General features: G+C 45.4%; 22 protein-coding genes. 12 read left to right on the top strand and 10 right to left on the bottom strand.

The window, feature by feature from the left end:
- Positions 1–46 precede the first annotated feature (46 nt).
- The 3 genes from AC0VYG_RS19835 to AC0VYG_RS19825 all read left to right on the top strand — a co-directional run bounded on the left by AC0VYG_RS19835 (position 47) and on the right by AC0VYG_RS19825 (position 4275).
- Entirely contained in the window at positions 47–1258 is a 1212-nt protein-coding gene (locus tag AC0VYG_RS19835; RefSeq protein WP_475429626.1) for a sugar transporter, read from the top strand.
- A 176-nt stretch (positions 1259–1434) separates the two neighbouring features.
- On the top strand, positions 1435–2922 hold the full coding sequence (locus AC0VYG_RS19830) for an amidase (RefSeq protein ID WP_475429625.1): 1488 nt from the start codon (positions 1435–1437) through the stop codon (positions 2920–2922).
- Positions 2923–2952: 30 nt separating this feature from the next.
- On the top strand, positions 2953–4275 hold the full coding sequence (locus AC0VYG_RS19825) for a D-serine ammonia-lyase (protein WP_475429624.1): 1323 nt from the start codon (positions 2953–2955) through the stop codon (positions 4273–4275).
- A gap of 50 nt (positions 4276–4325) precedes the next feature.
- Here AC0VYG_RS19825 and AC0VYG_RS19820 read toward each other — a convergent pair whose 3' ends face one another.
- Positions 4326–5261, bottom strand: a complete 936-nt coding sequence (locus AC0VYG_RS19820; protein ID WP_475429623.1) for a LysR family transcriptional regulator — start codon at positions 5259–5261, stop codon at positions 4326–4328.
- 196 nt (positions 5262–5457) lie between these two features.
- Here AC0VYG_RS19820 and AC0VYG_RS19815 point away from each other — a divergent pair, with 196 nt between their 5' ends.
- The 9 genes from AC0VYG_RS19815 (at position 5458) to AC0VYG_RS19775 (ending at position 15266) form a co-directional block, all read left to right on the top strand.
- Complete coding sequence (locus tag AC0VYG_RS19815; RefSeq protein ID WP_475429622.1) at positions 5458–7008, top strand: ABC transporter substrate-binding protein; 1551 nt, start codon at positions 5458–5460, stop codon at positions 7006–7008.
- 121 nt (positions 7009–7129) lie between these two features.
- Positions 7130–8047: an ABC transporter permease gene (locus AC0VYG_RS19810; protein WP_475429621.1), complete on the top strand. Its 918-nt coding sequence runs from the start codon at positions 7130–7132 to the stop codon at positions 8045–8047.
- Between the two features lie 10 nt (positions 8048–8057).
- Complete coding sequence (locus tag AC0VYG_RS19805) at positions 8058–8966, top strand: ABC transporter permease (protein WP_475429620.1); 909 nt, start codon at positions 8058–8060, stop codon at positions 8964–8966.
- A gap of 17 nt (positions 8967–8983) precedes the next feature.
- On the top strand, positions 8984–9979 hold the full coding sequence (locus AC0VYG_RS19800; RefSeq protein WP_475429619.1) for an ABC transporter ATP-binding protein: 996 nt from the start codon (positions 8984–8986) through the stop codon (positions 9977–9979).
- The gene (locus AC0VYG_RS19795; protein ID WP_475429618.1) at positions 9979–10812 is read left to right on the top strand and encodes an ATP-binding cassette domain-containing protein; all 834 of its coding nucleotides are present in this window, start codon (positions 9979–9981) and stop codon (positions 10810–10812) included. The genes AC0VYG_RS19800 and AC0VYG_RS19795 overlap by 1 nt, the downstream gene beginning before the upstream one ends.
- 88 nt (positions 10813–10900) lie before the next feature.
- A complete protein-coding gene (locus AC0VYG_RS19790) occupies positions 10901–12316 on the top strand; it encodes a M20 family metallopeptidase (protein ID WP_475429617.1) in 1416 nt (471 codons plus the stop codon).
- A 10-nt stretch (positions 12317–12326) separates the two neighbouring features.
- Complete coding sequence (locus AC0VYG_RS19785; RefSeq protein ID WP_475429616.1) at positions 12327–13523, top strand: M20 family metallopeptidase; 1197 nt, start codon at positions 12327–12329, stop codon at positions 13521–13523.
- Positions 13524–13553: 30 nt separating this feature from the next.
- A complete protein-coding gene (locus tag AC0VYG_RS19780; RefSeq protein WP_475429615.1) occupies positions 13554–13961 on the top strand; it encodes a Rid family detoxifying hydrolase in 408 nt (135 codons plus the stop codon).
- 291 nt (positions 13962–14252) lie between these two features.
- Positions 14253–15266, top strand: a complete 1014-nt coding sequence (locus AC0VYG_RS19775; RefSeq protein ID WP_067019827.1) for a 1-aminocyclopropane-1-carboxylate deaminase — start codon at positions 14253–14255, stop codon at positions 15264–15266.
- 104 nt (positions 15267–15370) lie between these two features.
- Here AC0VYG_RS19775 and AC0VYG_RS19770 read toward each other — a convergent pair whose 3' ends face one another.
- From AC0VYG_RS19770 to AC0VYG_RS19730, 9 genes are all read right to left on the bottom strand, one after another.
- A complete protein-coding gene (locus AC0VYG_RS19770) occupies positions 15371–15823 on the bottom strand; it encodes an Lrp/AsnC family transcriptional regulator (RefSeq protein WP_067019823.1) in 453 nt (150 codons plus the stop codon).
- A 481-nt stretch (positions 15824–16304) separates the two neighbouring features.
- Complete coding sequence (locus AC0VYG_RS19765; protein ID WP_475429614.1) at positions 16305–18566, bottom strand: penicillin acylase family protein; 2262 nt, start codon at positions 18564–18566, stop codon at positions 16305–16307.
- Positions 18567–18704: 138 nt separating this feature from the next.
- Positions 18705–20294 carry a methyl-accepting chemotaxis protein gene (locus tag AC0VYG_RS19760; RefSeq protein ID WP_475429613.1) on the bottom strand — a complete coding sequence of 530 codons (1590 nt, stop codon included), beginning with the start codon at positions 20292–20294 and terminating at the stop codon, positions 18705–18707.
- A gap of 402 nt (positions 20295–20696) precedes the next feature.
- Entirely contained in the window at positions 20697–21395 is a 699-nt protein-coding gene (locus AC0VYG_RS19755) for an oligogalacturonate-specific porin KdgM family protein (protein ID WP_475429612.1), read from the bottom strand.
- A gap of 542 nt (positions 21396–21937) precedes the next feature.
- Complete coding sequence (locus AC0VYG_RS19750) at positions 21938–22303, bottom strand: hypothetical protein (protein WP_475429611.1); 366 nt, start codon at positions 22301–22303, stop codon at positions 21938–21940.
- Positions 22304–22411: 108 nt separating this feature from the next.
- Positions 22412–23824, bottom strand: a complete 1413-nt coding sequence (locus AC0VYG_RS19745) for a YdgA family protein (RefSeq protein ID WP_475429610.1) — start codon at positions 23822–23824, stop codon at positions 22412–22414.
- Positions 23825–24034: 210 nt separating this feature from the next.
- The gene (locus AC0VYG_RS19740; RefSeq protein WP_475429609.1) at positions 24035–24673 is read right to left on the bottom strand and encodes a tetratricopeptide repeat protein; all 639 of its coding nucleotides are present in this window, start codon (positions 24671–24673) and stop codon (positions 24035–24037) included.
- Between the two features lie 14 nt (positions 24674–24687).
- Positions 24688–25494 carry an SDR family oxidoreductase gene (locus tag AC0VYG_RS19735; protein ID WP_475429608.1) on the bottom strand — a complete coding sequence of 269 codons (807 nt, stop codon included), beginning with the start codon at positions 25492–25494 and terminating at the stop codon, positions 24688–24690.
- The gene (locus AC0VYG_RS19730; protein WP_199477863.1) at positions 25491–26177 is read right to left on the bottom strand and encodes a TenA family transcriptional regulator; all 687 of its coding nucleotides are present in this window, start codon (positions 26175–26177) and stop codon (positions 25491–25493) included. The genes AC0VYG_RS19735 and AC0VYG_RS19730 overlap by 4 nt, the downstream gene beginning before the upstream one ends.

The raw sequence follows: 26177 nt of genomic DNA, 5'->3' as shown, positions 1-26177 counted from the left end.
GATTTAAAACAGGATACTTTTTTATCTCATTATTTTGCAGGTCAAAATGAATTTGGATTCTATTGAGGTTGATAACACCTCTAAAAAGACGCAGTACTTGCGTGTGATCTTAATGGGGATTGCTGCATTTATTGTCAATACCACAGAGTTTGTGCCAGTGGGGTTGTTATCGTCCATTGCTAAAGATTTTGCTATAACACCCGCTCATGCCGGTTGGATGCTAACCGTATATGCGTGGATTGTGGCGTTAATGTCACTGCCCTTGATGCTGCTAACGGGGAAAATGGATCGTAAGACCCTGTTGATTGCAAGTTTTGTGTTGTTCTTTATCAGCCATATTTTGTCTGTCTTCGCTTGGTGTTTTGAGGTCTTATTGATCAGCCGTATTGGTATTGCCTTTGCTCATGCCGTATTTTGGTCTATTACGGCTTCCATCGCGATTCGGGTGGCCCCTTGGGGGAAGAAAAACTTTGCCTTGAGTGTACTGGCGACGGGAACAGGGCTCGCTATGGTACTGGGTGTGCCATTAGGTCGTTTGATTGGTGAGTCGCTAGGGTGGCGCATGACGTTTGCGACAATTGCTGTGGCGTCGTTTGTGATGATTATCGCGCTATTTCGGTTACTGCCAAGTTTACCCAGTTTGTTCTCTGGCTCCTTGAGTAAAGTGTCTGAGTTGATGAAAAAGCCCATTTTGTTGAACATGTACTTTTTTATCTTTTTGATGTTCACGGCGCATTACACGGCTTACAGTTATATTGAGCCTTTTTTAAAAGTCGTCGGGCATAACTCGGCGGGATTCACCACATTAATTCTGCTCTTGTTTGGTGGTGCAGGCATCATTGGCAGTGTGGTATTTGGTTATCTTGGTGAGCGAGCCAATAAGCAATTGTTGATTGGTAGTACCGTGATCGTGACCTGTTCTACGGCCCTTCTGTATTTTGCTGCTCAGCATAGTAGCTATATGATTGCTTTGATTATCCTATGGGGCGCGGCCATGATGACCATTGGTCTTGCCATGCAAGTGCGTGTGTTTAATGTGGATGCTAACGCCTCTGACATTATTATGTCGTTGTTTTCCGGCATTATTAACTTGGGGATTGGTGCGGGGGCTTTATTTGGCAACCAAGTAATACAACATATTAATCTACAAAGTGTCGGTGTGGCGGGCGCACTATTTGGTGTTGTTGGTTTAGTGGTACTTTTCTTCTTGTTACGTCGAGTCGCCAGAGAGCCGCAAGTGCCAGCTGAAATGTGTTAGTTGATCCAGAAAGGATGTTTAAAAAGGCGCGAATAAATGGCTTTATTCGCGCCTTTTTTGCATTGCTAAAATAGCAATGATCTCTTCTAAAAATTCATCTTTTGCGATGCCTGAGTGTGACGTTACCATTTGTTTATTCTAATAAATAACCGTGATAACTCACTAAGAAGGTATAGATGGAAGCATGTGATCTTAACGCAGCCGAAGCGCGCCGTTTAATGGCACAAAAGTCATTGTCCGTGATGGAATTGGCGCAAAGCTGCATTGTTCGAATGAATTCGGTGAATCATGCGGTGAATGCGATTGTCGCTTGTGATCCAGACGATTTTATGGTCCAAGCCAAGCAAGCCCAACAAGCCATTGATAAAGGTGAGCCTTTGGGAGCGTTACACGGTTTGCCATTGAGCGTGAAAGACATGGTTGACTTAACAGGATTCCCAACGACGTTCGGCAGCACCATCTACAAAGACAATATGGCGACCTCCGATGATCCTATGGTGGCGCAATTACGCCAAGCAGGGGCCTTGCCGCTGGGCAAAGCCAATAATCCGGAATGGAGTGCTGGTGGTAATACACGCAATGCGGTATATGGTGCGACCGCGAATCCATTTGATGTTACCCGCTCGGCGGCGGGATCCTCTGGTGGTTCAGCCGTGGCGTTGGCTTGCGGCATCACTCCATTAGCAACGGGATCCGACACGGGGGGCAGCTTGCGTAATCCAGCGGCTTTTTGTGGTGTGGTTGGCTTTCGTCCGTCACCAGGTGTGGTGCCCGGGCACAGTCGGCCGATTGGTTTAATTCCATTGCCAACCAATGGGCCGATGGCGCGTTCTGTCGAAGATGTGGGGTTGATGTTATCGCAAATGATTCGTCCTGATCGCCGTGACCCTTGGGTGTCTGTGGTGGAAGGGGTTGGGCAACACAATGGGGATGCTTATTGCCATTTGCCTGACTTTGATTTGAGCAGCGCTAAGGTGGCTGTTACCCATAATTTTGGTTTTGCCATGACGGAAAAGCTAATCAAAGAATCCTTCCAAGAAAAAATTGATCAGTTTGGCTCGGTCTTTGCGAAATGTGACCAGGCCCACCCTAACTGTGATAACGCAGATCATATTTTTGCGGTGCTAAGGGCGCTTAACTTTTCCGGTCATCATCGAGAGTTGTCCCACCAATACCCAGATCAAATGGGGCCAAATATTCTGATGAATATTAAAGAAGGGGAGTCATACAGTGCATTAGACGTAGTGAGTGCACTAAACAAACAAACGCTTATGTATCGTGCGTGGCAGATATTTTTTGAAGAGTATGATTTTATTCTGGCTCCCACGACGACCATTAGTCCACGAGACTGGCACGAACTTTACCCAGAGCAGATTGATGGTAAGCCGACACAAAGTTATTATCACTGGCTTGCGATGGCATACGCTTCGACTTTAACAGGGCATCCGTCTGTGACCTTGCCTGTTGGGCGAGATAAAAACAATATGCCGTTTGGTTTACAGATTATTGGCCGACGAGGCGACGACTTATCTACCTTGGCGTTTGCCAAATCGTTAGAAGCCCTGTTAGAGAAAACGCCCGATTTGGCGCGTCCAAGGGTCGATATCGCCATGTTATCCCGTTTACCCGCGCTCAAACATGCCGAGGGTTTTATGGGGTTTTAATTTTCTATAGATCTTTAATGGAGTCTGTAAGTGACTGACTATATTCATACCCCTGTTGTGCAGTCGCTTATTGCGTTGCAGGAAATTACTTGGTTCAACCCGAAAAAAGCACGCTTTGCAGAGGTGCAATCGACGTTGTCACTGCATAGGTCAGACATGCTCGATGCTTCCGATAGACTAACGCGTTTTGCGCCCTACCTCGCGCAAGTTTTTCCGGAAACGGCTGCCACAAATGGCATTATCGAGTCTGAATTGAGAGCCGTGCCGGCTCTGCAACTTGCCTTGTCGGATGTGATGAATTTAGACATACCGGGTCGCTTATGGATGAAATGCGACAACCAATTGTCGATTGCTGGTTCCATTAAGGCACGTGGTGGCATTTATGAAGTCTTGTTGCATGCAGAGCGTTTAGCGTTAGCGAATGGCTTGTTACATACTGGTGATGACTATTGTCTTTTTGCTTCAGAACCTTTTCGTGCCTTATTTTCAAAACATCAAATTATCGTCGGGTCGACCGGTAACCTTGGCTTAAGCATCGGTATCATGAGTGCCAAATTGGGCTTTGATGTCACGGTTCATATGTCGTCGGATGCCCGTGAATGGAAAAAGGTGTTGTTGAGGAGCAAAGGCGTCAATGTCGTTGAACATACTGCCGATTATGGTGTGGCAGTGGCGCAAGGACGGCAAGAAGCCATGCAACAAGACACGGCATATTTTATTGATGATGAAGATTCTAAGTCGTTGTTTTTGGGCTACAGTGTGGCCGCGTTACGACTGCAAAAACAGCTGGTCGAGCAGGGGATTATGGTTGATGAAAACCATCCTTTATTTGTCTACTTGCCTTGTGGTGTGGGTGGCGCGCCTGGCGGCATTACCTTTGGTTTAAAGCAAGTGTTTGGCGATCATGTGCATTGTTTTTTTGCTGAGCCGACCCATTCTCCTTGCATGGTGTTAGGTATGGAAACGGGTTTGCATAATGCTATTTCCGTACAAGAGTTGGGCATCGATAACCAAACCTGTGCCGATGGGTTGGCCGTTGGCCGACCTTCTGCCTTTGTGGGCCCCATGATGGATACACTGCTCAGTGGTGTTTATACTGTTTCCGACGACAACCTATATCGTCACTTGGCTATGCTGGTGGACACTGAAAACATGCCAGTAGAACCATCCGGTGCTGCGGGGATAAGCGGTGTGCTGCGTATATTAACCGCCGGACGTGGCTATCTTATCGATCACCAACTGGATGATAAACTGCCACAAGCGACGCACATTATGTGGGCCACTGGCGGAGACATGGTGCCGCAAGAAGAGAGAGAAAACTACTACCAAAAAGGTCAAGCCTTGTTGCTTTGACGTTTGCTAAGGTGTGTATGGTTAGCTCGACTAGGCTCTTTCAGGCGTGGTTAATATATTGTTGGCTCTATGTTTTCTTCAAACTGCATTTTTTCGATCATGTAATCCAAAAAGACCCTCACGGCAGCGGGTAGGGTGCGTCCTGATAAGGTTTGCACTTCAATGTTGCGGATGTCCATACCGCGATCTCGAATGGGAATGGCGACCAATTCATTCCCCGCCAGTTGATGGCGCATGGAGATTTCACCTGCGAGATGGATACCACCCTCATAGGTCGTAAAGCGGTTCAATGTTGCCATGTTATTGGAGACCAGCACAGGGTCGAATAACAGGTTTAAGCGGCTGCAGCAGATATCAAATAACTGTCTGACGGTGGTGTTTTCTTCCGGTAAGGCAATTGGGTAGGGTTGTAGCTGGGCAAGAGTGACGGTTTTTCTGTGGGCCAGAGGGTGAGAGGGATGAAAGACGGCAACCACTGGAGAAGGCTGTCGGTAAGCCACTTTAATGTCTTTAGCAGGAGACAAATTTAGTGTGACTCCAATGTCTGCATCCCCGTGACTGACGCGTCGTGATACTTCTGCGGGTGAGCTGACATTGATGTGAAAATGAATGCCTTGGTGTTTTTTGCGAAAATTTGCAATGTTGCGAGGTAAAAACTCCATGGCAAAACCTTCCGAGCAAGAGATTTTCACATGACCTCGGTTTAGGCCCTCTAATGCAGCAATTTCCGATACGACCCTGTCCGATTCTAGTGCATTTTTACGTGCATACACGGCGAGCATTTCCCCAGCAGCACTCAATTCCATCCCTCTAGGACGGCGTTCGAAGAGGGTTGTACCGAGAATGTCTTCTAGACTATTTATCTGTCTGCTTATCGCGCTGGCTGCCACATTTAGGTGCAAGGATGCTTCGCTGATCGATCCGTACCTCGCCACCTCTAAAAAATAGCGAAGGGCTGTATCTTGTAGACGTAATGCCGCTTTCATCTTGATTTTCCTATATTTTATGGATTTTACCGGCTTTTTATAAGATTTAACGCTTTTTCTATTTCGCCATAGCCATGCCTTTTTGGCAATGATTCTTTGCATTTTTTTTCATTGTGGCAACGGTTTTTTTTACTTAGTGTGAACAAAAGTTGCATACGATCAGATTAAGTTAAGCCGTCCAAAAGGAATAAAACCGATGAAAAAATTAGCTCTTTTTAGGTCCCTCTCGCGTTTTTCGTTGCTCAGCTCTGTATTTATTTGTTCGCTCGTTGTATTACCCACTACTGCGCTGGCAAATAAAGCGGATAATACTCTCGTTTATGCCTCTGACACGGAACCGGAGAACGTCAGTCCTTACCACAATAACGTGCGGGAAGGCGTTATTCTTTCCCACTTAGCTTGGGATACACTGATTTATCGGGATCCCAAAACAGGTAAATATGAAGGGGATTTGGCAACAAGCTGGAAATGGCTGGACAGCACGCATTTGTTGCTGAATTTACGTAAAGGTGTGACGTTCCAAAATGGCGACCCTTTTACCGCCGATGATGTGGTCTTTACTTTTGATTATATGAACTCCCCGCAAGCAAAAGCTGTCACCGCCCAAAATATTAGTTGGATAGACCATGTCAAAAAAATCAACGATTACACCGTTGTTTTAGTGCTTAAAAAGCCCTTTCCTGCGGCGCTAGAATATTTATCTGGACCGACGCCTATTTATCCAGAAAAGTATTATAAAAAAGTCGGCTTAAAGGGTTACTCAAAAGCGCCTATCGGTACAGGTCCGTATAAGATTACTGCCGTATTAAGTGGTCAAGGTGTCAATTTAGAACGCAATGCTCACTACTTTACTGGCGGCCCCATTAAAAAACCCGCGATCAAGTATATTAAATTTAGGGTCATCCCAGATCCTGACGCGCGTATTGCACAACTTATGACGGGCTCCGTGGACTGGATATGGCGAGTGCCTTCAGATCAAGCGGATAAGATGAAAAACATGCCAAATATCCAGGTAAAAAGCGGTGAAACCATGCGTATCGGTTACCTGGCAATGGATACAACCAGTGCGTCATTAAAAAATTCACCATTTAGAAAGAAATTGGTTCGTGAAGCCGTGAATTATGCCATTGATCGTAAGGCGTTTGCTGACCAATTGGTTCGCGGTGGCAGTCGTCCTTTGTATACGCCTTGTTTTCCTAGTCAGTTTGGTTGCGATGTGTCTGCTGCCAAAAAATACCCATATAACCCCGCTAAAGCCAAAGCTTTGCTGGCTGAAGCTGGGTATCCCAATGGCTTTACTACCGATTTTTATGCCTATCGTGAACGAGGTCTAGCTGAAGCCATGCTGGGGTATTTACTTGCTGTTGGCATTAAAGCGAAGTTGCACTTTATGACCTATGCCGCACTGCGTACAGCCCAGCGTGCAGGACATGTTCCCATTGCATTCCAAACCTGGGGATCTTACTCAGTGAATGACATCTCGGCGTCTACCAGTGTGTTTTTTGAAGGTGGTGCGGATGATATTAATAAAGATCCCAAAGTGATCAGCTTGTTAAAAAAAGGCGATACAACGGTTGATCCTGCCATGCGTAAAAAAGACTACAGTGCCGCAATAAAACGTATTACAGACGAAGCTTATTGGGCGCCTATGTTTACCTATTCTAGTAATTATGCGTTTGATCGAGACCTGAATTTCACACCTTATCCTGATGAATTACCACGCTTTTATGAGTCAACTTGGAAATAAGATGGGGGGCGCTCATTTTACTTGTTGATGGGCGCAACCATTTCATCCAATCACGTCGTTCATGGCAATTCCTGTAATGGCATGGTTTATCTAAGTGATTTGTTATTTATGAGGAGTTTCTATGTTGGTGTTTGTGACTCGTCGTTTGTTGGTTGCTTTGAGTGTTGCTTTGACTGTCTCCATCGTGAGTTTTTTATTGCTGCATTTTTCTGGCGATTTAGCGACGTCTATTGCTGGCCCCGATGCCTCGGCTGAGCAGGTAGAAAAAATTCGTGTCGAATTTGGTTTAGATCAACCGATTGTGGAGCAGTATTTTCACTGGTTGGTTTCGGCTGTACAGCTTAATTTCGGCCGCTCTTATTACTTTCAAGATTCGGTGATCTCTTTGATTAGTGAGCGTTTGCCGATCACTCTAAAATTAGGCGGGTTGGCGTTGGGCTTGGCTATTTTGCTGGCTATTCCTCTTGGGGTCATTGCTGCGATTAAGCAAAATACTTGGATTGACCGTCTTGCTTTAAGTTTCGCGGTGGTGGGTCAAGCCATGCCCAGCTTTTGGTTCGGTCTGACCTTGATCATTGTGTTTGCAGTGAACTTACACTGGTTGCCCGCTGGCGGGAACTCATCCTGGCAACATTTTGTGTTACCTGCGATTTGCCTTGGTTACTACGCCATGCCTGCCATGATGCGTTTAACCCGAACGGGCATGTTAGAAGTATTGAACTCTGACTATATCCGCACCGCACGCTCTAAAGGGTTGAGCGAATCAACAGTGGTATTAAAGCATGCACTCAGAAATGCGGTCATTCCTGTTGTTGCTTTGGCAGCAGTTGAGCTGGGTTTTATGCTTGGTGGTTCCGTGATTGTAGAGTCCGTGTTTTCTTTAAGAGGGTTAGGACAACTGGCCTGGGATTCGATTTCCCGCAATGACTACCCTGTTGTGCAAGCGGTAGTTCTGATCATTGCGGTGTTTTATATCGCGTTAACTTTTTTTGCAGATGTGCTCAACGCTTTGCTTGATCCACGTCTGCGTGTTCGCTAAGGGGGTCTCTATGTCCAACCTGACACTTACTGCCAATTCGGCAATAACATCGTTACCCGTTGTGCCGGAGTGGCGTCGCATTATGAACCGCTTTTTGGGACATCGTGGGCTAATGATTGGTTCCGTCATTCTTGCCGTGATTATTTTGGCGGCACTCTTTGCTCCTTGGTTAGCCCCCCATGATCCTTATGTGCAAAATGTTTCGCAACGTATGATTCCCCCCGTTTGGCATGACAAAGGAACCTGGAACCATATTCTTGGTACCGATAAATTGGGACGGGACTATCTCAGTCGCCTTTTATATGGTGCTCGTATTTCGTTGACGATAGGGATTTCTGCAGCGGTTATATCTGGTCTGATTGGCACCACACTTGGGGTGTTGGCTGGGTATTTTGGTGGCCGTGTGGATGCGGTGATCAGTTATATCATCACCACTCGTTTGGCGTTACCTGTGGTATTGGTTGCACTGGCGATGGCCTCTTTGGTTGGTGGCTCTTTGCAAACCGTAATTGTCCTTTTAGGGTTGCTTTTATGGGACCGTTTTGCGGTTGTGGCCCGCTCTACAACACAGCAGTTACGCGATGCGGAGTTTATCGCTTCCGCGAAAGTATTGGGGGCGTCGACTTCTTATATCCTTATTCGTGAGCTGCTACCGAATATTCTCAGTGCCTTGATTGTGGTGATGACCTTAGAAATGGCTCATGCCATTTTATTGGAAGCGGCATTGTCATTCTTAGGTATTGGCGTGCAACCGCCTTCACCTTCTTGGGGGCTAATGGTGGCGGAAGGCAAATCCTATATGTTTTTCCAGCCTTGGGTGATTGCCATCCCTGGTGTGGCCTTGATGGTGTTGGTATTGGCGATCAATCTCGTGGGTGATGGCTTGCGGGATATGAATGCACCGGAAGGCCGTAGCTAAGAGAAGAGGAATCGATCATGAAACGAATACTAGAGGTTAAAAATTTGCAAGTGGATCTACCTACGGCAAACGGTACATTACGGGCGGTGCGTGGTATTGATCTACATGTTAATCAAGGTGAAATGCTGTGTATCGTCGGGGAATCTGGCTGTGGTAAATCCATGACATCGATGGCGTTGATGGGATTGTTGCCCAAGCGCGCCGCGATCACGGCAGAGGCAATGCAATTCGATGGTATGGACTTGTTGTCTTTGTCGAAAAAAGAGCGCAACCAAGTACGTGGTATGCGGATGTCGATGATTTTTCAAGAGCCGATGACGTCTTTAAACCCTTCTTACACCTTAGGCAATCAATTGTGTGAAGGCATTATCAAGCACAAGGGGTTGAGTAGAGAAAAAGCAAAAGAGAGGGCGGTTTATTTACTGGAGAGGGCAGGTGTGCCTTATCCAGAGAAGCGATTGAACCAATACCCACATCAGCTATCTGGAGGCCTACGTCAGCGGGTGATCATTGCGATGGCGCTGATGTGCGAGCCCGATTTGATCATTGCCGATGAGCCAACCACGGCGCTAGACGTGACGATTCAAGCGCAAATATTACGTTTGATTCGTGAGCTTCAACAAGAGTTTGGAACAGCGGTTATTTTTATTACTCATGATCTGGGGGTGGTTGCACGCATTGCAGATCGTGTGGCGGTGATGTACGCCGGACAAGTGGTGGAAACGGCCAGCGCTGAAGCGTTGTTTGCCAATCCATTACACCCTTACACACAGGGCTTGCTAAATTGCATTCCTATTCCAGGCAAAACCAAACCGGGCAGTCATTTGGCCTCGATCCCTGGGGTGGTACCGAGTTTGATAGGGGAGCTTAAAGGCTGTGCTTTTGAGAATCGTTGTTCTGTATCAACCAGTGAGTGCCGTCGTCGAACCCCTAATTTAGCCATTAAACCGAGTTCAGCAGACCATCAGGTGCGTTGTCCTGAGGTTAGCTTGTCATTTCAGGAGGCTGTGTGATGCCAGATTATGCATTGGAGTTGTCGAATCTGTCGCGCCATTTTTATCTGAAAAATGGCGCTTTTAAAGAACCGACCTTGCTCAAGGCGGTGGATGGGATTTCCCTGCGTATACGCCCCGGTGAAACGTTAGGATTGGTAGGAGAATCTGGCTGCGGCAAAAGCACCTTGGCAAAAATGATTCTAGGGTTATTGGAACCAACGGATGGTGATGTATTGGTGAATGATAAGGTCAGAGGGGCAAGCTCTCGCCTCGATATGGCGCGTCAGCTACAACCTATTTTTCAAGACCCTTATTCGTCACTGAATCCCCGTAAAACCATTGAAAAAATCATACGTCTACCGTTACAGCTCCATAAAGTGGGTGACAGTAATAGTCAGAGAAAAGCGGTAAAAGAGATCAGCGACCTAGTTGGGCTGCCAGAACGTTTACTAAAGCAATATCCAGGTCAGTTATCAGGCGGACAGCGACAACGGGTTGCCATCGCGCGTGCACTCATTTTAAGACCCAATATTTTGGTTTGCGATGAACCGACCTCGGCACTGGATGTCTCGGTACAGGCGCAAATCCTTAACCTGTTGATGGATCTGAAAAAAGAATTGAATTTAACCTATTTATTTATCAGTCATAACTTGGGAGTAGTGGAACATTTAGTCGATCGAGTCGCCGTTATGTACCGTGGAAAGCTGGTTGAACAAGGTACTCGAGAGGAAATATTTCATCATGCCAAACATCCTTATACTCAAGCCTTGCTGTCTTCTGTATTAACCCCAGAGCCTGCTTTAGGCGTCCCCGAGGTGTTGGACTCCAGTTCATGGGATAAAGCCTCATAATTTCATTGCTATGGTCATTTTTGAGTCCGCTTTATTGCGCGCTTTTGAGTTGATTTTAGTGTTTTTTTATTTTACCCAAGGAGAGAGCATGAGCCGTCAATCCACTATTCAAGGGGCGGAATCTTATTTTGATTCAGGGGCGTTTTTCACGGCATTAGAACAGCGTGTTAGCGTGCACAGTGAAAGCCAAAATCAGGACGCTTTTGATCAGCTACATGTCTATTTACAAGATAGTATTATGCCCGAATTGGCCTCACTGGGGTTTCAATCTCGTATTGTGGCCAACCCCGTTACCGACGCAAAACAACCCGGTTCCTGGCCTTTTCTCATCGCTGAGCGAATAGAGGATCCAGACCAACTGACGTTACTAACTTATGGTCATGGGGACGTCGTACGTGGTTACGATGATCAATGGAAAGCGGGGTTGTCGCCTTGGAAAATGGTTGTAGACGGTGATCGTTGGTATGGACGTGGAACGGCGGATAATAAAGGCCAACACACCATTAACTTTGCGGCTTTAAAACAGGTAATAGAGGCGAAAAAAGGCAAGCTGGGCTTTAACGTCAAAGTCATTTTTGAAATGGGGGAAGAGGCTGGTTCTCCGGGCTTGGCGGAATTGTGTGATATCCACAAAGAAACCCTTGCTGCGGATCTATTTATTGCCTCCGATGGTCCGAGGTTAAGCGCGGATCATCCTACCATTTTTCTTGGTTCACGAGGTGGGTTTAATTTTGATTTGCAAGTGACATTGCGTGATGGGGCGCATCATTCCGGCAATTGGGGGGGATTATTGAGTAACGCGGGGACGCGTTTGGCCCATGCTTGGGCGTCCATGGTGGATGCCAAAGGTAAAATTTTGGTTAAGGACTTGTTACCGGCCCGTTTACCCGAATCGGTGCGTCAAGCACTCAAAGATATTCCGGTGGGCGAGGGCGCGAACAGCCCGGAGGTGGATACAAATTGGGGAGAGCCAGATTTAACGCCAGCCGAGCGCGTGTTTGCTTGGAATACGTTGGAGATGTTGGCATGCAAAACGGGTAATCCTGATATGCCTGTGAATGCCATTCCAGGTTACGCCAGTGCCCATTGTCAGTTGCGCTTTGTGGTAGAGAGCGACAGTAAAAACTTTCTAAAGCACATCCGTGAGCATCTTGATCATCACGGTTTTTCGGATGTGGAGGTTATTGCCAGCAAGGATATTATGGAAGCCACACGCCTTGACCCTGAAGATCCTTGGGTGGATTGGGCGTTGGGTTCGCTGGCTCAGACGACGGGGAAGAAGCCAGTGTTATTACCTAACTTAGGTGGTTCATTACCAAACGATGTCTTTGCCAATATTCTTAACTTACCAACCGTGTGGGTGCCTCATTCCTACCCCGCCTGTAGTCAACACGCGCCGAATGAACATGTGCTGGCGCCAGTGTGTCGTGAAGCCTTACAGATTATGACCGGGCTGTTTTGGGATTTATCCGAGCAAGGTGCATCGATTCATGCAAAACGTTAAGGAGAACAAAATGATCACAGATAAGGCGCTGCTACCTTATGCGGACCTCTTGTGTGACTGGCTAGCCACACAAGAAGAGAAAATGCTTCATTGTTTGCAAGCATTGGTAGAGATCGATTCGAACAGCTATGACAAAGAGGGGGTTGATGCGGCAGGCCGTTTGATCGCTTCTTGGTTGGAAGTGGACGGTATTGAATGTCGTTGGCATACATCGGTGAACTCAGGGGATGTATTAGAAGCGCGTATTGATTCAGGTTGTGATAAGAAAGATCCGCTACCCGCTATTTATCTTATGGGTCACCGAGATACGGTTTTTCCAAAAGGTACCGTTGCTACGAGAGGTTTTAGTCGAGAGGGGATGACCGCGTTTGGACCAGGGGTGGCCGATATGAAATCCGGTTTGGTGCTGAACTGCTTTGTCTTAAAAGGGTTGCAGTATTTATTGACCCACTCTGATATTGGCGAGCTGCCTTGCCCTGTCATCGGCTTGTTTACGGGAGATGAAGAGATTGGCTCGCCAGAAGGTCACCATGTGATTCAGCGGATGGTGAAGGGAGCGAAAGCGGTGTTCAATGCCGAACCAGGTCGAATCAGCGGTAATGTGGTATCCGCCCGAAAAGGCGGTGCGAGCTTTGACATCTTAGTCAAAGGCAAAGCCGCGCATTCTGGTGTTAACCATGCCGATGGTGCCAGTGCCATTGCTGGCTTGGCTTTGATTATCACCGATCTTCATGGACTGACGGATTATGACAGTGGAGTGACGACAAACGTAGGATTAATCAGTGGTGGCATGTCCTCTAACACCGTTGCCCCCGAGGCAAGTGCGCGTCTAGATCTACGCTATATAACCAAAGAGCAGATGACAGAAGCCATAGCGGCGATTCAGGAGATTATCGATAGACCCAGACTTCAAGGCGTGACTGCATCCATGCGTTTGTTAGCCGCATTTCATCCGTTTGAAGCAAGGATGAGTGAAGCGTTATTAGCGCATTATCAACAACAAGTAGAAACCTTAGGGTTTTCTGTTGAAGGGGAGTTTACTGGTGGGTGTTCTGATGCTGGATTTACTTCCTCAATGGGGGTTCCGACCTTATGTGGAACGGGCCCTGTGGGAGCCAAAATGCACACGGACGGTGAGTTGTGTTTATTAGACACATTTGTGCCTAGGGCTCAAGCGGTGGCGAAGAGTGTGTTGCTTTTACCCTAATGAATCACAGGCTGCTATAGGAGAGACATAATGCTGCGTTCAATTGAAACCAAGTTGGCCCCATCGGAATCAGAGATTTGTTCCCAAGCGATAAAATCTGGCAGCTGGGTGTTCTTGTCAGGACAGATTCCATTGCTGGTTGAATCCAATACCTTACTAGACGGTTCGATCGCAGAACAAACCTCTCAGGTCTTTCGTAACTTAGAGAACATTGCAAAGGCGTCTGGTGGCTTGCTTAGTGATGTGGTGAAGCTCACCATTTACCTAAAAAACATGGCAAATTTAGCGGAATTTAACCGTGAGATGGTAAAACACTTTCAAGATCCATTGCCTGCCAGAGCGGTGATTTCGGTAGCGGCTTTACCCATGAATGCCGAGCTAGAAGTCGAGGCGATTATGATGATTGCGGATCCTGCTTGGGCTCTTGCTGTGACTTAATAGGTTAGCGCTTTAATCGCGTGTTTTGGAATGCTGTTAACGCATAAATAGGATGCGTTAACGGCATTTTTTTGTTCCATCTATAGGGGGTAAAAGTGGCTCAATGAACCGTTTTTTAGGGGTGAGTTTTTAATGAAAGAATATCTCTATATTTTATATTTTTATGAATTTATATCTCATTATTTCGATTTTTTAATGTTTTTAAGATCAATAAAAATCAAAATTAGAAAGCACATTTCATCTTGGTTTCGGTAGTCTGGTTACAACTTCACTCACTAAGGAATGACTATTATGAACTTACAAAAATTTGAACGTTACCCACTGACATTTGGCCCCACGCCTATCGAAAAGCTAAGCCGCCTTTCTGAGCATCTCGGTAATATTGAGGTCTATGCTAAGCGCGAAGACTGTAATTCTGGTCTTGCCCTCGGAGGCAATAAACTGCGTAAATTGGAATACATCGTACCTGATGCGATAGCCTCGGGTGCGGATACACTAGTAAGTATTGGTGGTGTGCAATCGAATCATACTCGCTTGGTCACGGCGACAGCCGCCAAGATCGGTATGAAATGTCGTCTGGTCCAAGAAAGCTGGGTACCATTTGAAGATGCCGTGTATGACCGCGTTGGTAACATCTTGATGAGCCGTGTCATGGGGGCTGAGATTGACCTGGTGGATGAAGGTTTTGATATTGGTATTCGTGAGAGTTGGAAAAATGCCATTGAAGACGTGAAAGCCAAAGGCGGCGTTCCTTATCCTATTCCTGCCGGAGCGTCCGTTCATAAATACGGTGGCTTGGGTTATGTCGGTTTTGCTGAAGAGGTGCGTGAGCAGGAGAAAGAGCTTGGTTTTAAATTCGACTACATTGTGGTTTGTACGGTAACCGGGTCGACTCATGCGGGGATGGCGGTAGGTTTTGCCGAAGATGGTCGTTCACAAAAGGTGATTGGCATCGATGCATCAGGAACGCCCGCTCAAACTCGAGATCAGGTATTAACCATTGCTCAGCAAACAGCAGAGTTGGTGGAATTGGGCCGCGAAATAACAGCTGAAGACATCGTCATTAAAGAAGATTATGCCTACCCTGCTTATGGTGTGCCATCCAATGAAACCAACGAGGCGATTCGTTTGGTTGCACGTTTAGAAGGCATGATGACGGACCCTGTTTACGAGGGTAAGTCTATGCAAGGTTTGATCGATTTGGCGCAAAAAGGCTTCTTCCCCGAGGGCTCAAAGGTGCTTTATGCGCATTTAGGCGGTGTGCCTGCTATCAATGGTTACAGTTATATTTATCGTAATGGTTAATTTCGCGAAAATGCCTGGATTCCATTAATGGGATTTTGTTTATTGATAATCAAGGCATCCATGAGGTGCCTTTTTTTTGCGTCATGTCGCTGGCAAGGACAAGCCTAGAAATCCAAGGGGGCGTTGTCCTTGACTTCTTTCATCACAAAAAACGTACGCAACTGGCGCACGTTCGGTAAAGCGAGTAATTGCTCGCTATGCAGTTTATTGAAATCGGCAATGTCTTTTACGCGAACTTTGAGAAAGTAGTCAAAATCCCCAGCCACAAGATGACAGTCCAAAACAAAGGAAAGTGTCGCGACGGCGAGTTCGAAGGTGGCAAAGCTTTCTTGAGTCGAGCGATCTAATACCACACCAACTAAGACTAATGCACCGCGTTCGACTTTTTCCGGTTCAATCAAAGCCCTAACTTCGCTGATATAGCCGTCTTTAAACAGCTGATGGGTACGCCGATGGCAGGTTGCGGCACTCACATTTACTTTTTCTGCTAAATCAGCGTTGCTTAGACGGCCATCTTGTTGCAGTAAGCGCAGAATCTTTTTATCAATTTTATCCATTTAACGGTTCCGTTTTATGGGCCATGCGAATAACGGTCATTATAAACAAAAAATGCCCCTTACTGTGTTTTAGTAAGAGGCATGGGAGCTAAAGGTTAAAAATCGTTATATTGAGTTTAATCCGGTGAGAGCGGGCATGGTGGCTCATGCTTCAGAGTACCTTTGGTCAAGTTACCAAAGCAATGCCATTGGAAAAGAGATTGCTCTGATTACACCGCACAGTGAATCCCTTAATCTTGGATAAGGATAAAGAAGATAGGCTACGTAATTATTGGCAGCCATTCGGGAGGCCACACACTAGGCTCGAGTATTGGACGATGATCGTTTTAAAACTGAAATCGAGGAAAAACAGGCAGGAGGGCGAATCCTTTAGGGCGAGGAGGAAACAGGAAGTCCAAGGCATTTCAAGATAAGAAGAATCAATGACATTGGCCCTATTGATTCACCCTATTGATTCCAAGTGGGATTATGAGCGCACACATTATTCCCTAGCCAGCAGTACCGTTTTGTGTGTAAACAAACGCTTCACGGTATCCAGCTTCATTGGCAACTGAATATACCGCCCGGCTTGCCATAACTCGATTTGATCCGCAAAGTTGTCACTGCCAATCCAACCATCTTGACCGCCTATCATTACAAAGTAATTACTGTCTTCATCGCTCATATCACTGATATGACGAATACAAGAACCAAAACTGACTTTGTGTTTTTTACTGACTAATGGGTGTCCAGTTTTATTTACCGTGTTAGCTCCACCGCTTGCTGGCACATCCGCGAAGCGATAACGACGGCCAATAAAGGGCAGATGTGCAAACATATGGTCAAATCGTAAACGGTGAATATCTCCCCAGTTCGAATGATGGGTAAGTTGTTTACTTAGCTTTTTAAGACCTTTAATGACAGCATTCGCCAATCGCTCAGTTGCCACCTCTTGAAGGTCATCCAACAAACGAGAATAGGCCATCCAAATCGTCTGATAATGTTTTGCTGTTTTCATCAGTTGCAATTGCTTAACGACTTCACAAAGCAAAAGTTCAAATGCCAAAGGTTCAGCACGCTCCGCCTGATAGCCGCCATCCCACTCTTGTAATAAGAAAATCATACTTTGTAAGTTAGCGGGGTATTGCTTGTCTTTAATACTGCGCAAAAACAACTGACATAATGGCAATGCACTGGGCATAAGCACATCGAGCTGACTGTTGCGAAAGTCGGCAAAGGTCAGTTTACGACCTTGTTGATAAAGCGCTGTTAACCTTTCACTGCGATCAAATGGGGAAAAGAAGTAGCCCACAGGGAAATCACTGTTTTCTGGTCGTTGATTGGCTGATACCACAAAGCCTTGTTCAGTATCTACTCTGACAGGCATATCTTTGGTGTTCACCATATCCTGCCAATTGTCTGCCGCACTACTGGGTAAAATAACATCATCTGGTGCCTGATTTGGACGTTTTGGTAAATGACCCGCCAAACAATGACCCGCTCGCTGGCCGTCACCACCCACGGCGATCATATTCAAGCCAGCAACACCAAAGGGCATCAATGCGTCATGAAACTCATCCCAACTTTTAGCACTGGCGATGGTCAATAAAGCGCCTATTTCATTGCTTGCCTTGTGTCCTTGCCAACGCATCGACACCGCTTGATCACAGCGCATCAATTTGCCATCTGAAACCATTGGTCCAAGCGCCGTTCGACGCAGTTTGATTTGACGAGGTCGGCTCCAACGAGGCTGAATTGTTTGCCATTCTTCTTCGATTTGTTCATCTGAAAAATCGGACACATCGAACAAATCACTGCTTTGTGCATGTAGGTTGGTGGCTCCCCAGGCAATATGTTGGTTTCTCCCCAATAGGAAAAATGGAATCCCCGGCATCATAGCCCCAACCAAATGCATTTCTGGGGCTTTTACACCAATAAATAGGCAGGGGCTGGGAGCGGCAATTGGCAAATGTGGGTCGCTGACAATGGCAGCATAACCACTTTCAGTACGTTGGCCGGAAATGCCTGAGGAATTACTGCCACTGCGAGTTTGTAGTGCCAATACATGTTCTGCACTAAATCGACCTTGTGCTGCATAGGCACTTGGACTGTCAGCGTTTACCAGAGTTGGCCACAATGCTTGCCAATCCTTTGTTGGCATACTTCTACGAGCTTTCAGCAATTTTAACCACACTAACCAACTGATGTCGGCAGAATTAATGCGTGCAAAGGTCATCAAATCTTCCATCGTCCATGGTTTTGGTTGAATCCCTAACACTTTGCATTCGTGTGGCAGCTCAGGGCAATGACAAATGGCCGTGTTTAAGCCTTTTAAAAAGTTTTCTGCCCACTCACGAGTCTCTGCATCCATCGCCGCTATCATCTCAGGCACGGCCTTAGCGATATCCAATAAACGTAGAGAACGATCAATTTCAGCACCCAGTGGACCAATCAATTCAGAGATTCGTCCCGTTCCCAAGTAGCGCATGGTTTCAATTTGCGCCAAGCGTAGATGGCCGTGAATTAAGCCTAACGTTTGTGCCAGATCGGTCTTTGATTGCGCATCCACAAAAGGAACCTGATGATGATTCCAATATATGTCAACGGGAGCCTCCAGTGTTAGCTTATCCGTTGGCAACATAGCCAGACGTTGCTGTAGTGTTTTAGGGGTGGGTTTGGTGATAAAAGCTTTACCAATTACCCCTAGGCCAACCAATACTCCCCAGCATTTATCGAAATACCCAAACTCTTTATATTGCGTCATGCAATGCCTCCTTGCCAAAACTAAATCCATGTTTTAAATAAGTTACTAACCCATCTAGGGATAATGATAATTGGGCTCATGTTAATAATTGGGGGCAGAGTTAGATCAAATTTACTCCTTAGCGAATCATCGTCTATTTTAGATACGGAAGCGATCGACTAAACCACTGAGTTTATTAACATCTGCAATCAGACGTTGTTTGATGTCCACGGCTTTTTGGGTGTGTTCCACATTCGACGCCGCTGTTGCCGTCACGTCTCCGATTTGCTCGGAAATATCCCCAGCCTGTTGATTTTGTTCTTGAATGGATTGCGATATTTGTTGGTTGGTTTGGCTAAGAGTATTGATCGAGCCCATGATGGTGTTGAACATCTCGATGGTTTCTTGGGCTTGTGCTGCAACGCCTTCCGTGAGTTTTTGTGATGAGCGCATGACTTGCGCAGCATCTGCTGAGCCTTTTTGGATACGCTCAACGACGGTTTCTATTTCAAGAGTGGATTCATGGGTACGATTTGCAAGACTGCGCACTTCGTCTGCTACGACAGCAAAGCCGCGACCCGTTTCCCCAGCACGAGCGGCCTCAATAGCGGCGTTTAGTGCCAATAAGTTAGTCTGCTCTGCGATTTCTCGGATAACATTCAAAACATTGCCAATATTTTGTCCGTCGTTTTCGAGGGTGGAGACAACGGAAGAGGCTTTTTCCATTTCATCGACAACCGCATGGAGGGATTGCAATGTCTGGGAAAGGTTGCTTTGTCCTTTAGTGGAATTGCTTGTCGCTTCGACGGCCATTTCGCCACACTTGTTGGCATCAGCAGAGACCTCGCCTAACGCCTGTGACATGGCGCTGACAGAATTGGATATTTCATTGGTACCCTGCTGTTGATGTTGGGATAGACGATCCACTTGTTGAAGTGTGTTATCTATTTGTTCTGCAAAGTGTTGTGTTGAGGAGACGGTGGAGGACACTTGTTTAATAATAGAGTGAACAAGGTCGATAAAGCCATTTAGATGTTTTGCTACTTCGGCTATTTCATCTTTGCCTGAACTGTTGAGACGCGTCGTTAAATTACCATCGGTGCTACTCAAGCCTTCTAAAACGGTTATCATTTGGCGCAAAGGTCGAATAATCAGGCGGTTTGCTGCCAATGCAATGATGGCAGAAAGGATTAGCATAATACCTAAACTGATGTAGTTATTGAGTTCAACGTTATGAATAACGGTATCTAAGCCAGCAGCGCGGGTTTCAACTTGACTGTCTCCAACCTCTTCCAACTTCTCAATGAAGTCGAGCAATGTTGTTACATGTTCATCAAAATTTGTTAACGTCTTTGCTATGGACTCTTTGTCTCCAGACAAAATCTGCGCTTTTAAACTTTCTAGCGTCGCTAAATAGCTGTCTAGGGTTTGTAGCTCTTTAGGGTCCATTAAACCGGACGCTTTCATTCTATTAAGGGCTTCTAGAGTGAATTTGTTGGTTTCGGCAATTTTGTTTTTGGTTTCTTCAAGAGAGGCTTCGTTGGATATAAACGAATCAAGAGCAATGATTTGTGCTTGTATTCCAATTGTCCCTTCCATTGCCCCGTCTGCAGCATTCCAAGCATTTCCTGTAATGTACTTTATTTCTTTACTCACTTTGTTAATCGATAAAAGCGCAATGACTGAGCTACTTAAAACAATGATCACGAACAAGAGTATACCAAAATAAACTTTTAGCTTTATCGACATTTCCTTCCCCTCGAAGTTCAATTGATATTACATAATAGTAGTAAACAGTGGGTATAGAGCTCTTATTTATGTTCTAAAAAGGTAATGAAGTGTAAGGTTATCAAAGCTCATTATTGCTTATCGGTAGCCTTTAGCGGCGGCTAGGAATTGGCATCGATGTTTATGCTGTAGAGATGTGTCTGAACCCTTAAGTGAAGAGTATTCGTTACCTTTGCCAACTTGTCCTATTGACGTTGAGTTGTGATGGTGGCGGTTTGGGTGGACGTAGTTTTTTGGTGAGGGTATTAAGCGCTTGATGTAAAGACAAGGTTCGCACTTTACCTAAATACGAACCTTGTCTTTTCTCAATTTTTCTAGGAATAAAGCACCAAAACCAAAGTGCGCTTTAATGGCAACTAACCATTAGATTTTAAGCGCAAAACCGATATCAAATTCTGTTTGTCGCTGGTCGGTTTTAGAGCTAACGGACTCATTTTTAACGGCAATATAAGGAGAGAACCTTTTGGTTAATTTATAAGCGGCTTCTAGCTCATGCTGATAGTCGTTTCGCTTTTTATCAAATAGATTTTGGTTGCCATGGTAGTAGGTGTAGGTATAGCCAAGTGTCATGTCCTCTATTTTGTGGCTAATACCTAAATCGATACGATCTACTTTTTTAGTCTTCTTACCGCTTGCGTCAGTTATTTCCTTGCGATAACGAATAGAAGCATGGGTGTCATCTGTAATAGCCGTTTTTAATTTAAGTGAGGGTTTGTATTTGTACGCATTTTGCTTTCGTGCCCAAGAAAAACCGGGTGTCAGCTTCCAATCATTATTCAATTTAATGCTGTAGCTGGCACTGATTTTACTTTCATGCCAGCGATCATCATGAAATGCTTTTCCACTGTCGCCATTGGCTTGTTCATGGGGCTTGAATTTGAGTGCTCCCGCTAATTTGAAACCAGAATCAAATTTGTGTGATAGCTCAATTTCATCGACATTGTCTTTGCTTACATCTTCGTACTGATGTTCATAGCTCAGTTCAGTGGCTGATGCGTGTTGGATAAAACCGATCGCACAAGCTGTGAATAGGATGTTCAGTCGTAAGTGTTTATTTTTCACGTTTAGGCTCTTTTAGGTTGGAGAATTTAGTCGCCAATGTAAGTGCTTTTAGTGACATTTTTACGACATTTTTTTTACTATTTTATTTTTTGTAACTTTTAACGTTTCTTCACTTTTAATAATTGTTTTATATTTCAATATGTTAATTGAGCTGTTTTTTGCTTCTAACATTTTTTGTTAGATAAGTGAGTGGGTGTAAACATAGCACTAAGAGGCTTTATTCGACTGAGAATCTCTTTATTATGATTAAGCGCTTGTGATCAAAAAGGCGGGTGAGTCGGCGAAGAAATACCATTTAGCCCATAGTGTCGAACGACCCGTTCTCATTAAACTCAATAATGAGTTGAATCAAGAGCTGTCAGTGTATTTAAAAATGGGACACAGAATTCGAAACAGTGATTAGCAGAGCTTCCAAGCAACCGTAAATAATCGTTATTTGAGTCGACCTGATAAGTGTATGTGGTTCAAGGCGCTTGAAAACGTGAAGAGATAATCGCTGAGACCTTTGCTCATCACATCGAGCAAAGGGTCTCTAGCAATATTTATTCTATGGTAATGGTCTTAGAGGTGTGATGAACCACTTGAAGTCGGGTGCCTGCTATGGCGGTTTTTATGGCCTCAAGAATCGACATTTTACCTTCGACTGAATGGACTTTAACGTCTCCAGTCTTGGCTAAATCGGTTCTTATAAAACAACCACTTGCGTGGGCCAGTTGCTGGGCCATTTCATCAAAACGCGAAAAATCTTGATTGCTTAAATGGTAGTCATACCTATCGTTGCAGCTTCTGTGTTCTATTGATGCTGGCGATGAAGGAGAGGTAACTAGGTTTTGTTCGGCTTCAGAATGCATGGTTGAACATCCAGATAACGCTAAGGCGCCAAATAGAAGGCTGAGCTTGGTGTTCATGGTGCTTCTCCTTTTTATTTTTTCGAGTCAATGTCGATACTAAGACTCGTTGTGGCTAGATAACGCTTAAAAGCCTAACATCCATGGCTTCCAAGCGTTACCCCAAGATTAATTTTGCCCGTCAAGTAGTGTTGAAGGTTTGCCGTTTAGCAATGCTTTGCCTTTTTTCACACTGAAATCTAGGTGATACATACCGTCTTTTGTTACCACGGCTCCTTGATCTATTGCTTGTTTAATCAGTGTGTCCGCTTGATGGCTGACTAGCTGATTGTATTCTTGTGTGGTTAGTGAGCGAATGTTGGGGTTGTCGGCAAGTTGATCTTCGATCGCGAATTCGGCTAAGGCTTTAACTAATGCTTTATCCGCATTGATATTTGAACTGACGTCGGCATTGGCTAGCCAGTAAGCAGGCTGGCTGAGTTGCTCGAAAGTCATTTTGTCATGGGAATTGGTAAGGTGTCCATCAAACTGGGCGTTGAATTTACCCTTTGGTAGTGTTCCCTTAAGGCTATTGATCACCAATTCAGGGGTTGTTTTGAAAAATTCACCAATATGATCGTGCATAAACTGGGTCATTGCTTGAGTTCGGTCAGTGGTGTTTTTGGGGTCAAGTTGTTGGTTAAAGGCGACATAATCTTTAAAGAACTGATTGTTCAATTGGTTTAGGGTGACATCCATGGAAAAATCGGAGACATTTTTATCTTGATAGCCAAGCTGTTTAATCTTGGTTTTAAGAGCTAGGCTTCCCACTTGGTTGGTGTCGTTTAATTGACCTTTTGCTTGGAAAACCACGCCTTTGGCAGTGAATAGCGGGTCAACCCTTAGCTCTGCCATTTTGATCGTCATGTCGCTATTTTTGAGTCCACCTGAGGTTAAATCTTTCAGGTTACCATCAAAGTTGAACGCGGTGGATAATCCTTTTACTTCCAGAGTAGAAGCGTCCTGGATGGACGCATGGTCTAGTTTACTGTCGTATGTTAGGTGGTGATTTGCCCAGCTACCATTCCCTTGGTAGCCACTGAATATGACGTTGCTTTTAGACTCTGAAGGCAGTGTTGCGGTAAAAGGCGCGATGGTATCTTGGAAGGTGAGTTTTCCACTAAGGGTTTGGAGACCAGATAGGGTGAACAGCGGTGTGTTTTTGTCCCATTTTATGCTGTTACGTAGGTCGTTTCCTTGGATATGACCATCGAACGAAAACAACGCCAACTTGAATCCCTTATCCATGATAACGGGGCCATAGTGAGCCTGAAGGGTGAGTTCGCTTTTAAAATCACTTTTCTTGAGTTCATTAGCTAGGCTTGGATCGACTTTTTTCAGATCCACTTCGATTTGTAGGGTGGTTTGAGAACCAAACCAGCCATTTTTTGAACTGACGATGGTGGCATGATAAGGGGGAGTGGCATTGATGGCATTGACCACGTCGGTTAATTGTTTTTGATATTGTGATCCCATTATTTTAGGAGTGATGACAACCACGGCGGCAACGGCGATCAGGAGAGCGATTAATAATTTTTTCACTGACAGTTCCTTTGAATTTTCAGTCTTAGATGGCCGCATTTTAGCGAGAATTCATGACTAAGAGGGGATTGTGTCGGTGGGTTTTGAGATTGTTCTACTTTGATTCTCAATCATGTCTAAATATAGAGAATCATTGCTAAATACAGAATGTTATTGCTCTATGAAAAGGTGCCATGAAGGCACCTTTTCCGGTATTAAACGGCTGGCTATCTATTGAAGTTTTTTGTTTACCTTCTCTAGGAGGGCGTTTAAATCTTTGCGGCGACCTGCTTCTGCCACAGGGCGGTTTTTTCTTGGGGCCGCTTGTTGAGCTATTTCTAGATATTTTTTGGCTTCTTTATAATCGCCTTCATCGTATAAGAATTCGCCGTAGAAGAAGTTATTATCCAGTCCTTTTGGGTTAATCGCGATGGATTTTTGTAACAGTTTTTTGGCTTTGCTATCGCTGCCAAATCCAATTGGCCAACCTGGTACTTTATGATACAAAACGCCTAAGGTAGTGAAGGCGCTGCCTTCGGAGGCATTGGGGTTGATCTTGATGGCATGTTCGAGGTTTTTCTTGGCTTCTTTCGCGAAAGATAATGCGCCGAGCCCCCCTTTTGCCTGAGCCGTACTGGCTTGAATAATACCCAACCAAATATAATCATCGGCATTATTGGGGTTTGCTTTTACCATGGCTTCCACCTTAGTGGCCAAGGCTTTAAAGGCATCGACCTTTTTATCGTTATCTGTCATTTGATAATTGATATGGGACCATTGGTGTTGAATATCGAGCAGAGTGTTGTTGTCTTGAGCCCAAGCGCTGGATAAGAAGCCAAGGGTTATAAGGGCAACAAATAGGGACTTCATAATCATACCTCTTCTTATTGTGTGTTTAAGAAACGTTTTATCACAGAGAGCTTTTTAAAGAGAGCTTTATCTACAATATTAGGAAAAGAGCCGTTAATTTTGACAAAAAGTCGTTCAGGGAAGCCAACAAATTGACGGGGATTGCCTGTTTCTAATTGCCTAATAAGCGCTTGGGCAACCGTTTCTGGTGAGTCAACGGCGTTGCCAAGTTGTTTATTCATCGCCATGGCTTTGGCACTGTTAATTGCCGTGGCGGTGGCGCGAGGGGCAAAATAGGACACCTTGATATTCGTATCCGCTAATTCCCGATAGAGGGCTTCAGAGAAACCGCGTATCGCAAATTTGCTGGCACAGTAAGTCGCTTGACCCGCAAAACCAATACTGCCAAAGGTGGAACCGACGTTGACAATATGGGCCTGTTGTTGGCTTAAAAGCGGCAATAGCGCTTGAGTCAATAAAATAGGGGCAATGACGTTAGTGCTAATGGTGTGGGTGATTTCCTCCTCTGAAAGCTGCTCAAATGGGGCAAATTGTCCCACCCCTGCATTATTAATCAGCATGGTGAAGGGGTCAGATTCTGCCATTGTTTGACGGATTTTTTCTCTGTCATCTGCATGGTTGATATCCGCCACGAGAATGTGATGTTGACCCTTAAGGGACTGGGCAAGCGTTTCTAAACGCTGCTTATCGCGGCCTTGTAGAATTAAAGTGGCGCCTCTGTCAGCGAGCTCTTTCGCGATGGCCTGACCAATGCCGCCAGTTGCTCCAGTCAATAGGCAGCGTTGTTGTGCCCAGAGTCCTTTTACACCTTGTTTTTTCATTTAGCCTCCTTGGACTCGGCGTTCATCTGCTGATCTACATGGCCTATTTCGCGAAAAATATTCGCATATAAGGTAAAGAACATATTGGCACTGTGGATGATCATATCTTGTTCTTCTTTATCGGTAATCTGATTCATGAGATTTTCAAAGAAAACAATATGTTCTTGATCCAGAGATCCATGTGAACGCAAATAACTAAACGCTTGTGGGGGTAAGTTTAGCTTATCTTGAATATGTTGTGCGGCATTATCCGCTAAGGCAATGCTTGTTCCTTCCAGTACGAATACCATGCCGAAAAAGCGCAACGGGTTTCGCCGCTGAATCGCATCGTAAGCATAGGCTACCATTAATTCTGTGGATGCATTGGGTTGGCTATGACGGGCCGCATTTTTATCGCCGCCAGCGGCCGCGATGTCGTTAAGAATCCATTCTTGATGTCCCATTTCTTCTTCTATGTATTCCCCCACGGCCTCACGCAGCCACTCTTTCTCTTCGGGAAGGCGGCTGCCCGTCGCCATTAACAAGGGCACCGTATGTTTGACATGATGATAAGCTTGCGTCAGAAAAGCTAAGTAGTCGTTAAGGGTAATGGTGCCATGAAAACAACGTTCAATAATGGGCGATGTGACCAAATAGTGGCGTGCTGCTTGGGTTTCTTGCTGTAGGCGTTGATAAAGGGTCAT

The sequence above is a fragment of the Marinomonas sp. 63XJN7_7_ISO-PGPR-S23-202 genome, assembly GCF_056173505.1.
The sequence above is the reverse complement of the archived record's forward strand: the minus strand, read 5'-3'. Positions and strand labels throughout refer to the sequence as shown.

What these genes read in the sequence shown, in the direction of transcription:
- AC0VYG_RS19820 (WP_475429623.1), bottom strand. Translation starts at nt 5,261, where the DNA reads ATGAAAGCGGCATTACGTCTACAAGATACAGCCCTTCGCTATTTTTTA.
- AC0VYG_RS19750 (WP_475429611.1), bottom strand. Translation starts at nt 22,303, where the DNA reads ATGAACACCAAGCTCAGCCTTCTATTTGGCGCCTTAGCGTTATCTGGA.
- AC0VYG_RS19835 (WP_475429626.1), top strand. Translation starts at nt 47, where the DNA reads ATGAATTTGGATTCTATTGAGGTTGATAACACCTCTAAAAAGACGCAG.
- AC0VYG_RS19740 (WP_475429609.1), bottom strand. Translation starts at nt 24,673, where the DNA reads ATGAAGTCCCTATTTGTTGCCCTTATAACCCTTGGCTTCTTATCCAGC.
- AC0VYG_RS19795 (WP_475429618.1), top strand. Translation starts at nt 9,979, where the DNA reads ATGCCAGATTATGCATTGGAGTTGTCGAATCTGTCGCGCCATTTTTAT.
- AC0VYG_RS19730 (WP_199477863.1), bottom strand. Translation starts at nt 26,177, where the DNA reads ATGACCCTTTATCAACGCCTACAGCAAGAAACCCAAGCAGCACGCCAC.
- AC0VYG_RS19810 (WP_475429621.1), top strand. Translation starts at nt 7,130, where the DNA reads ATGTTGGTGTTTGTGACTCGTCGTTTGTTGGTTGCTTTGAGTGTTGCT.
- AC0VYG_RS19785 (WP_475429616.1), top strand. Translation starts at nt 12,327, where the DNA reads ATGATCACAGATAAGGCGCTGCTACCTTATGCGGACCTCTTGTGTGAC.
- AC0VYG_RS19735 (WP_475429608.1), bottom strand. Translation starts at nt 25,494, where the DNA reads ATGAAAAAACAAGGTGTAAAAGGACTCTGGGCACAACAACGCTGCCTA.
- AC0VYG_RS19775 (WP_067019827.1), top strand. Translation starts at nt 14,253, where the DNA reads ATGAACTTACAAAAATTTGAACGTTACCCACTGACATTTGGCCCCACG.
- AC0VYG_RS19790 (WP_475429617.1), top strand. Translation starts at nt 10,901, where the DNA reads ATGAGCCGTCAATCCACTATTCAAGGGGCGGAATCTTATTTTGATTCA.
- AC0VYG_RS19770 (WP_067019823.1), bottom strand. Translation starts at nt 15,823, where the DNA reads ATGGATAAAATTGATAAAAAGATTCTGCGCTTACTGCAACAAGATGGC.
- AC0VYG_RS19830 (WP_475429625.1), top strand. Translation starts at nt 1,435, where the DNA reads ATGGAAGCATGTGATCTTAACGCAGCCGAAGCGCGCCGTTTAATGGCA.
- AC0VYG_RS19760 (WP_475429613.1), bottom strand. Translation starts at nt 20,294, where the DNA reads ATGTCGATAAAGCTAAAAGTTTATTTTGGTATACTCTTGTTCGTGATC.
- AC0VYG_RS19800 (WP_475429619.1), top strand. Translation starts at nt 8,984, where the DNA reads ATGAAACGAATACTAGAGGTTAAAAATTTGCAAGTGGATCTACCTACG.
- AC0VYG_RS19815 (WP_475429622.1), top strand. Translation starts at nt 5,458, where the DNA reads ATGAAAAAATTAGCTCTTTTTAGGTCCCTCTCGCGTTTTTCGTTGCTC.
- AC0VYG_RS19780 (WP_475429615.1), top strand. Translation starts at nt 13,554, where the DNA reads ATGCTGCGTTCAATTGAAACCAAGTTGGCCCCATCGGAATCAGAGATT.
- AC0VYG_RS19805 (WP_475429620.1), top strand. Translation starts at nt 8,058, where the DNA reads ATGTCCAACCTGACACTTACTGCCAATTCGGCAATAACATCGTTACCC.
- AC0VYG_RS19765 (WP_475429614.1), bottom strand. Translation starts at nt 18,566, where the DNA reads ATGACGCAATATAAAGAGTTTGGGTATTTCGATAAATGCTGGGGAGTA.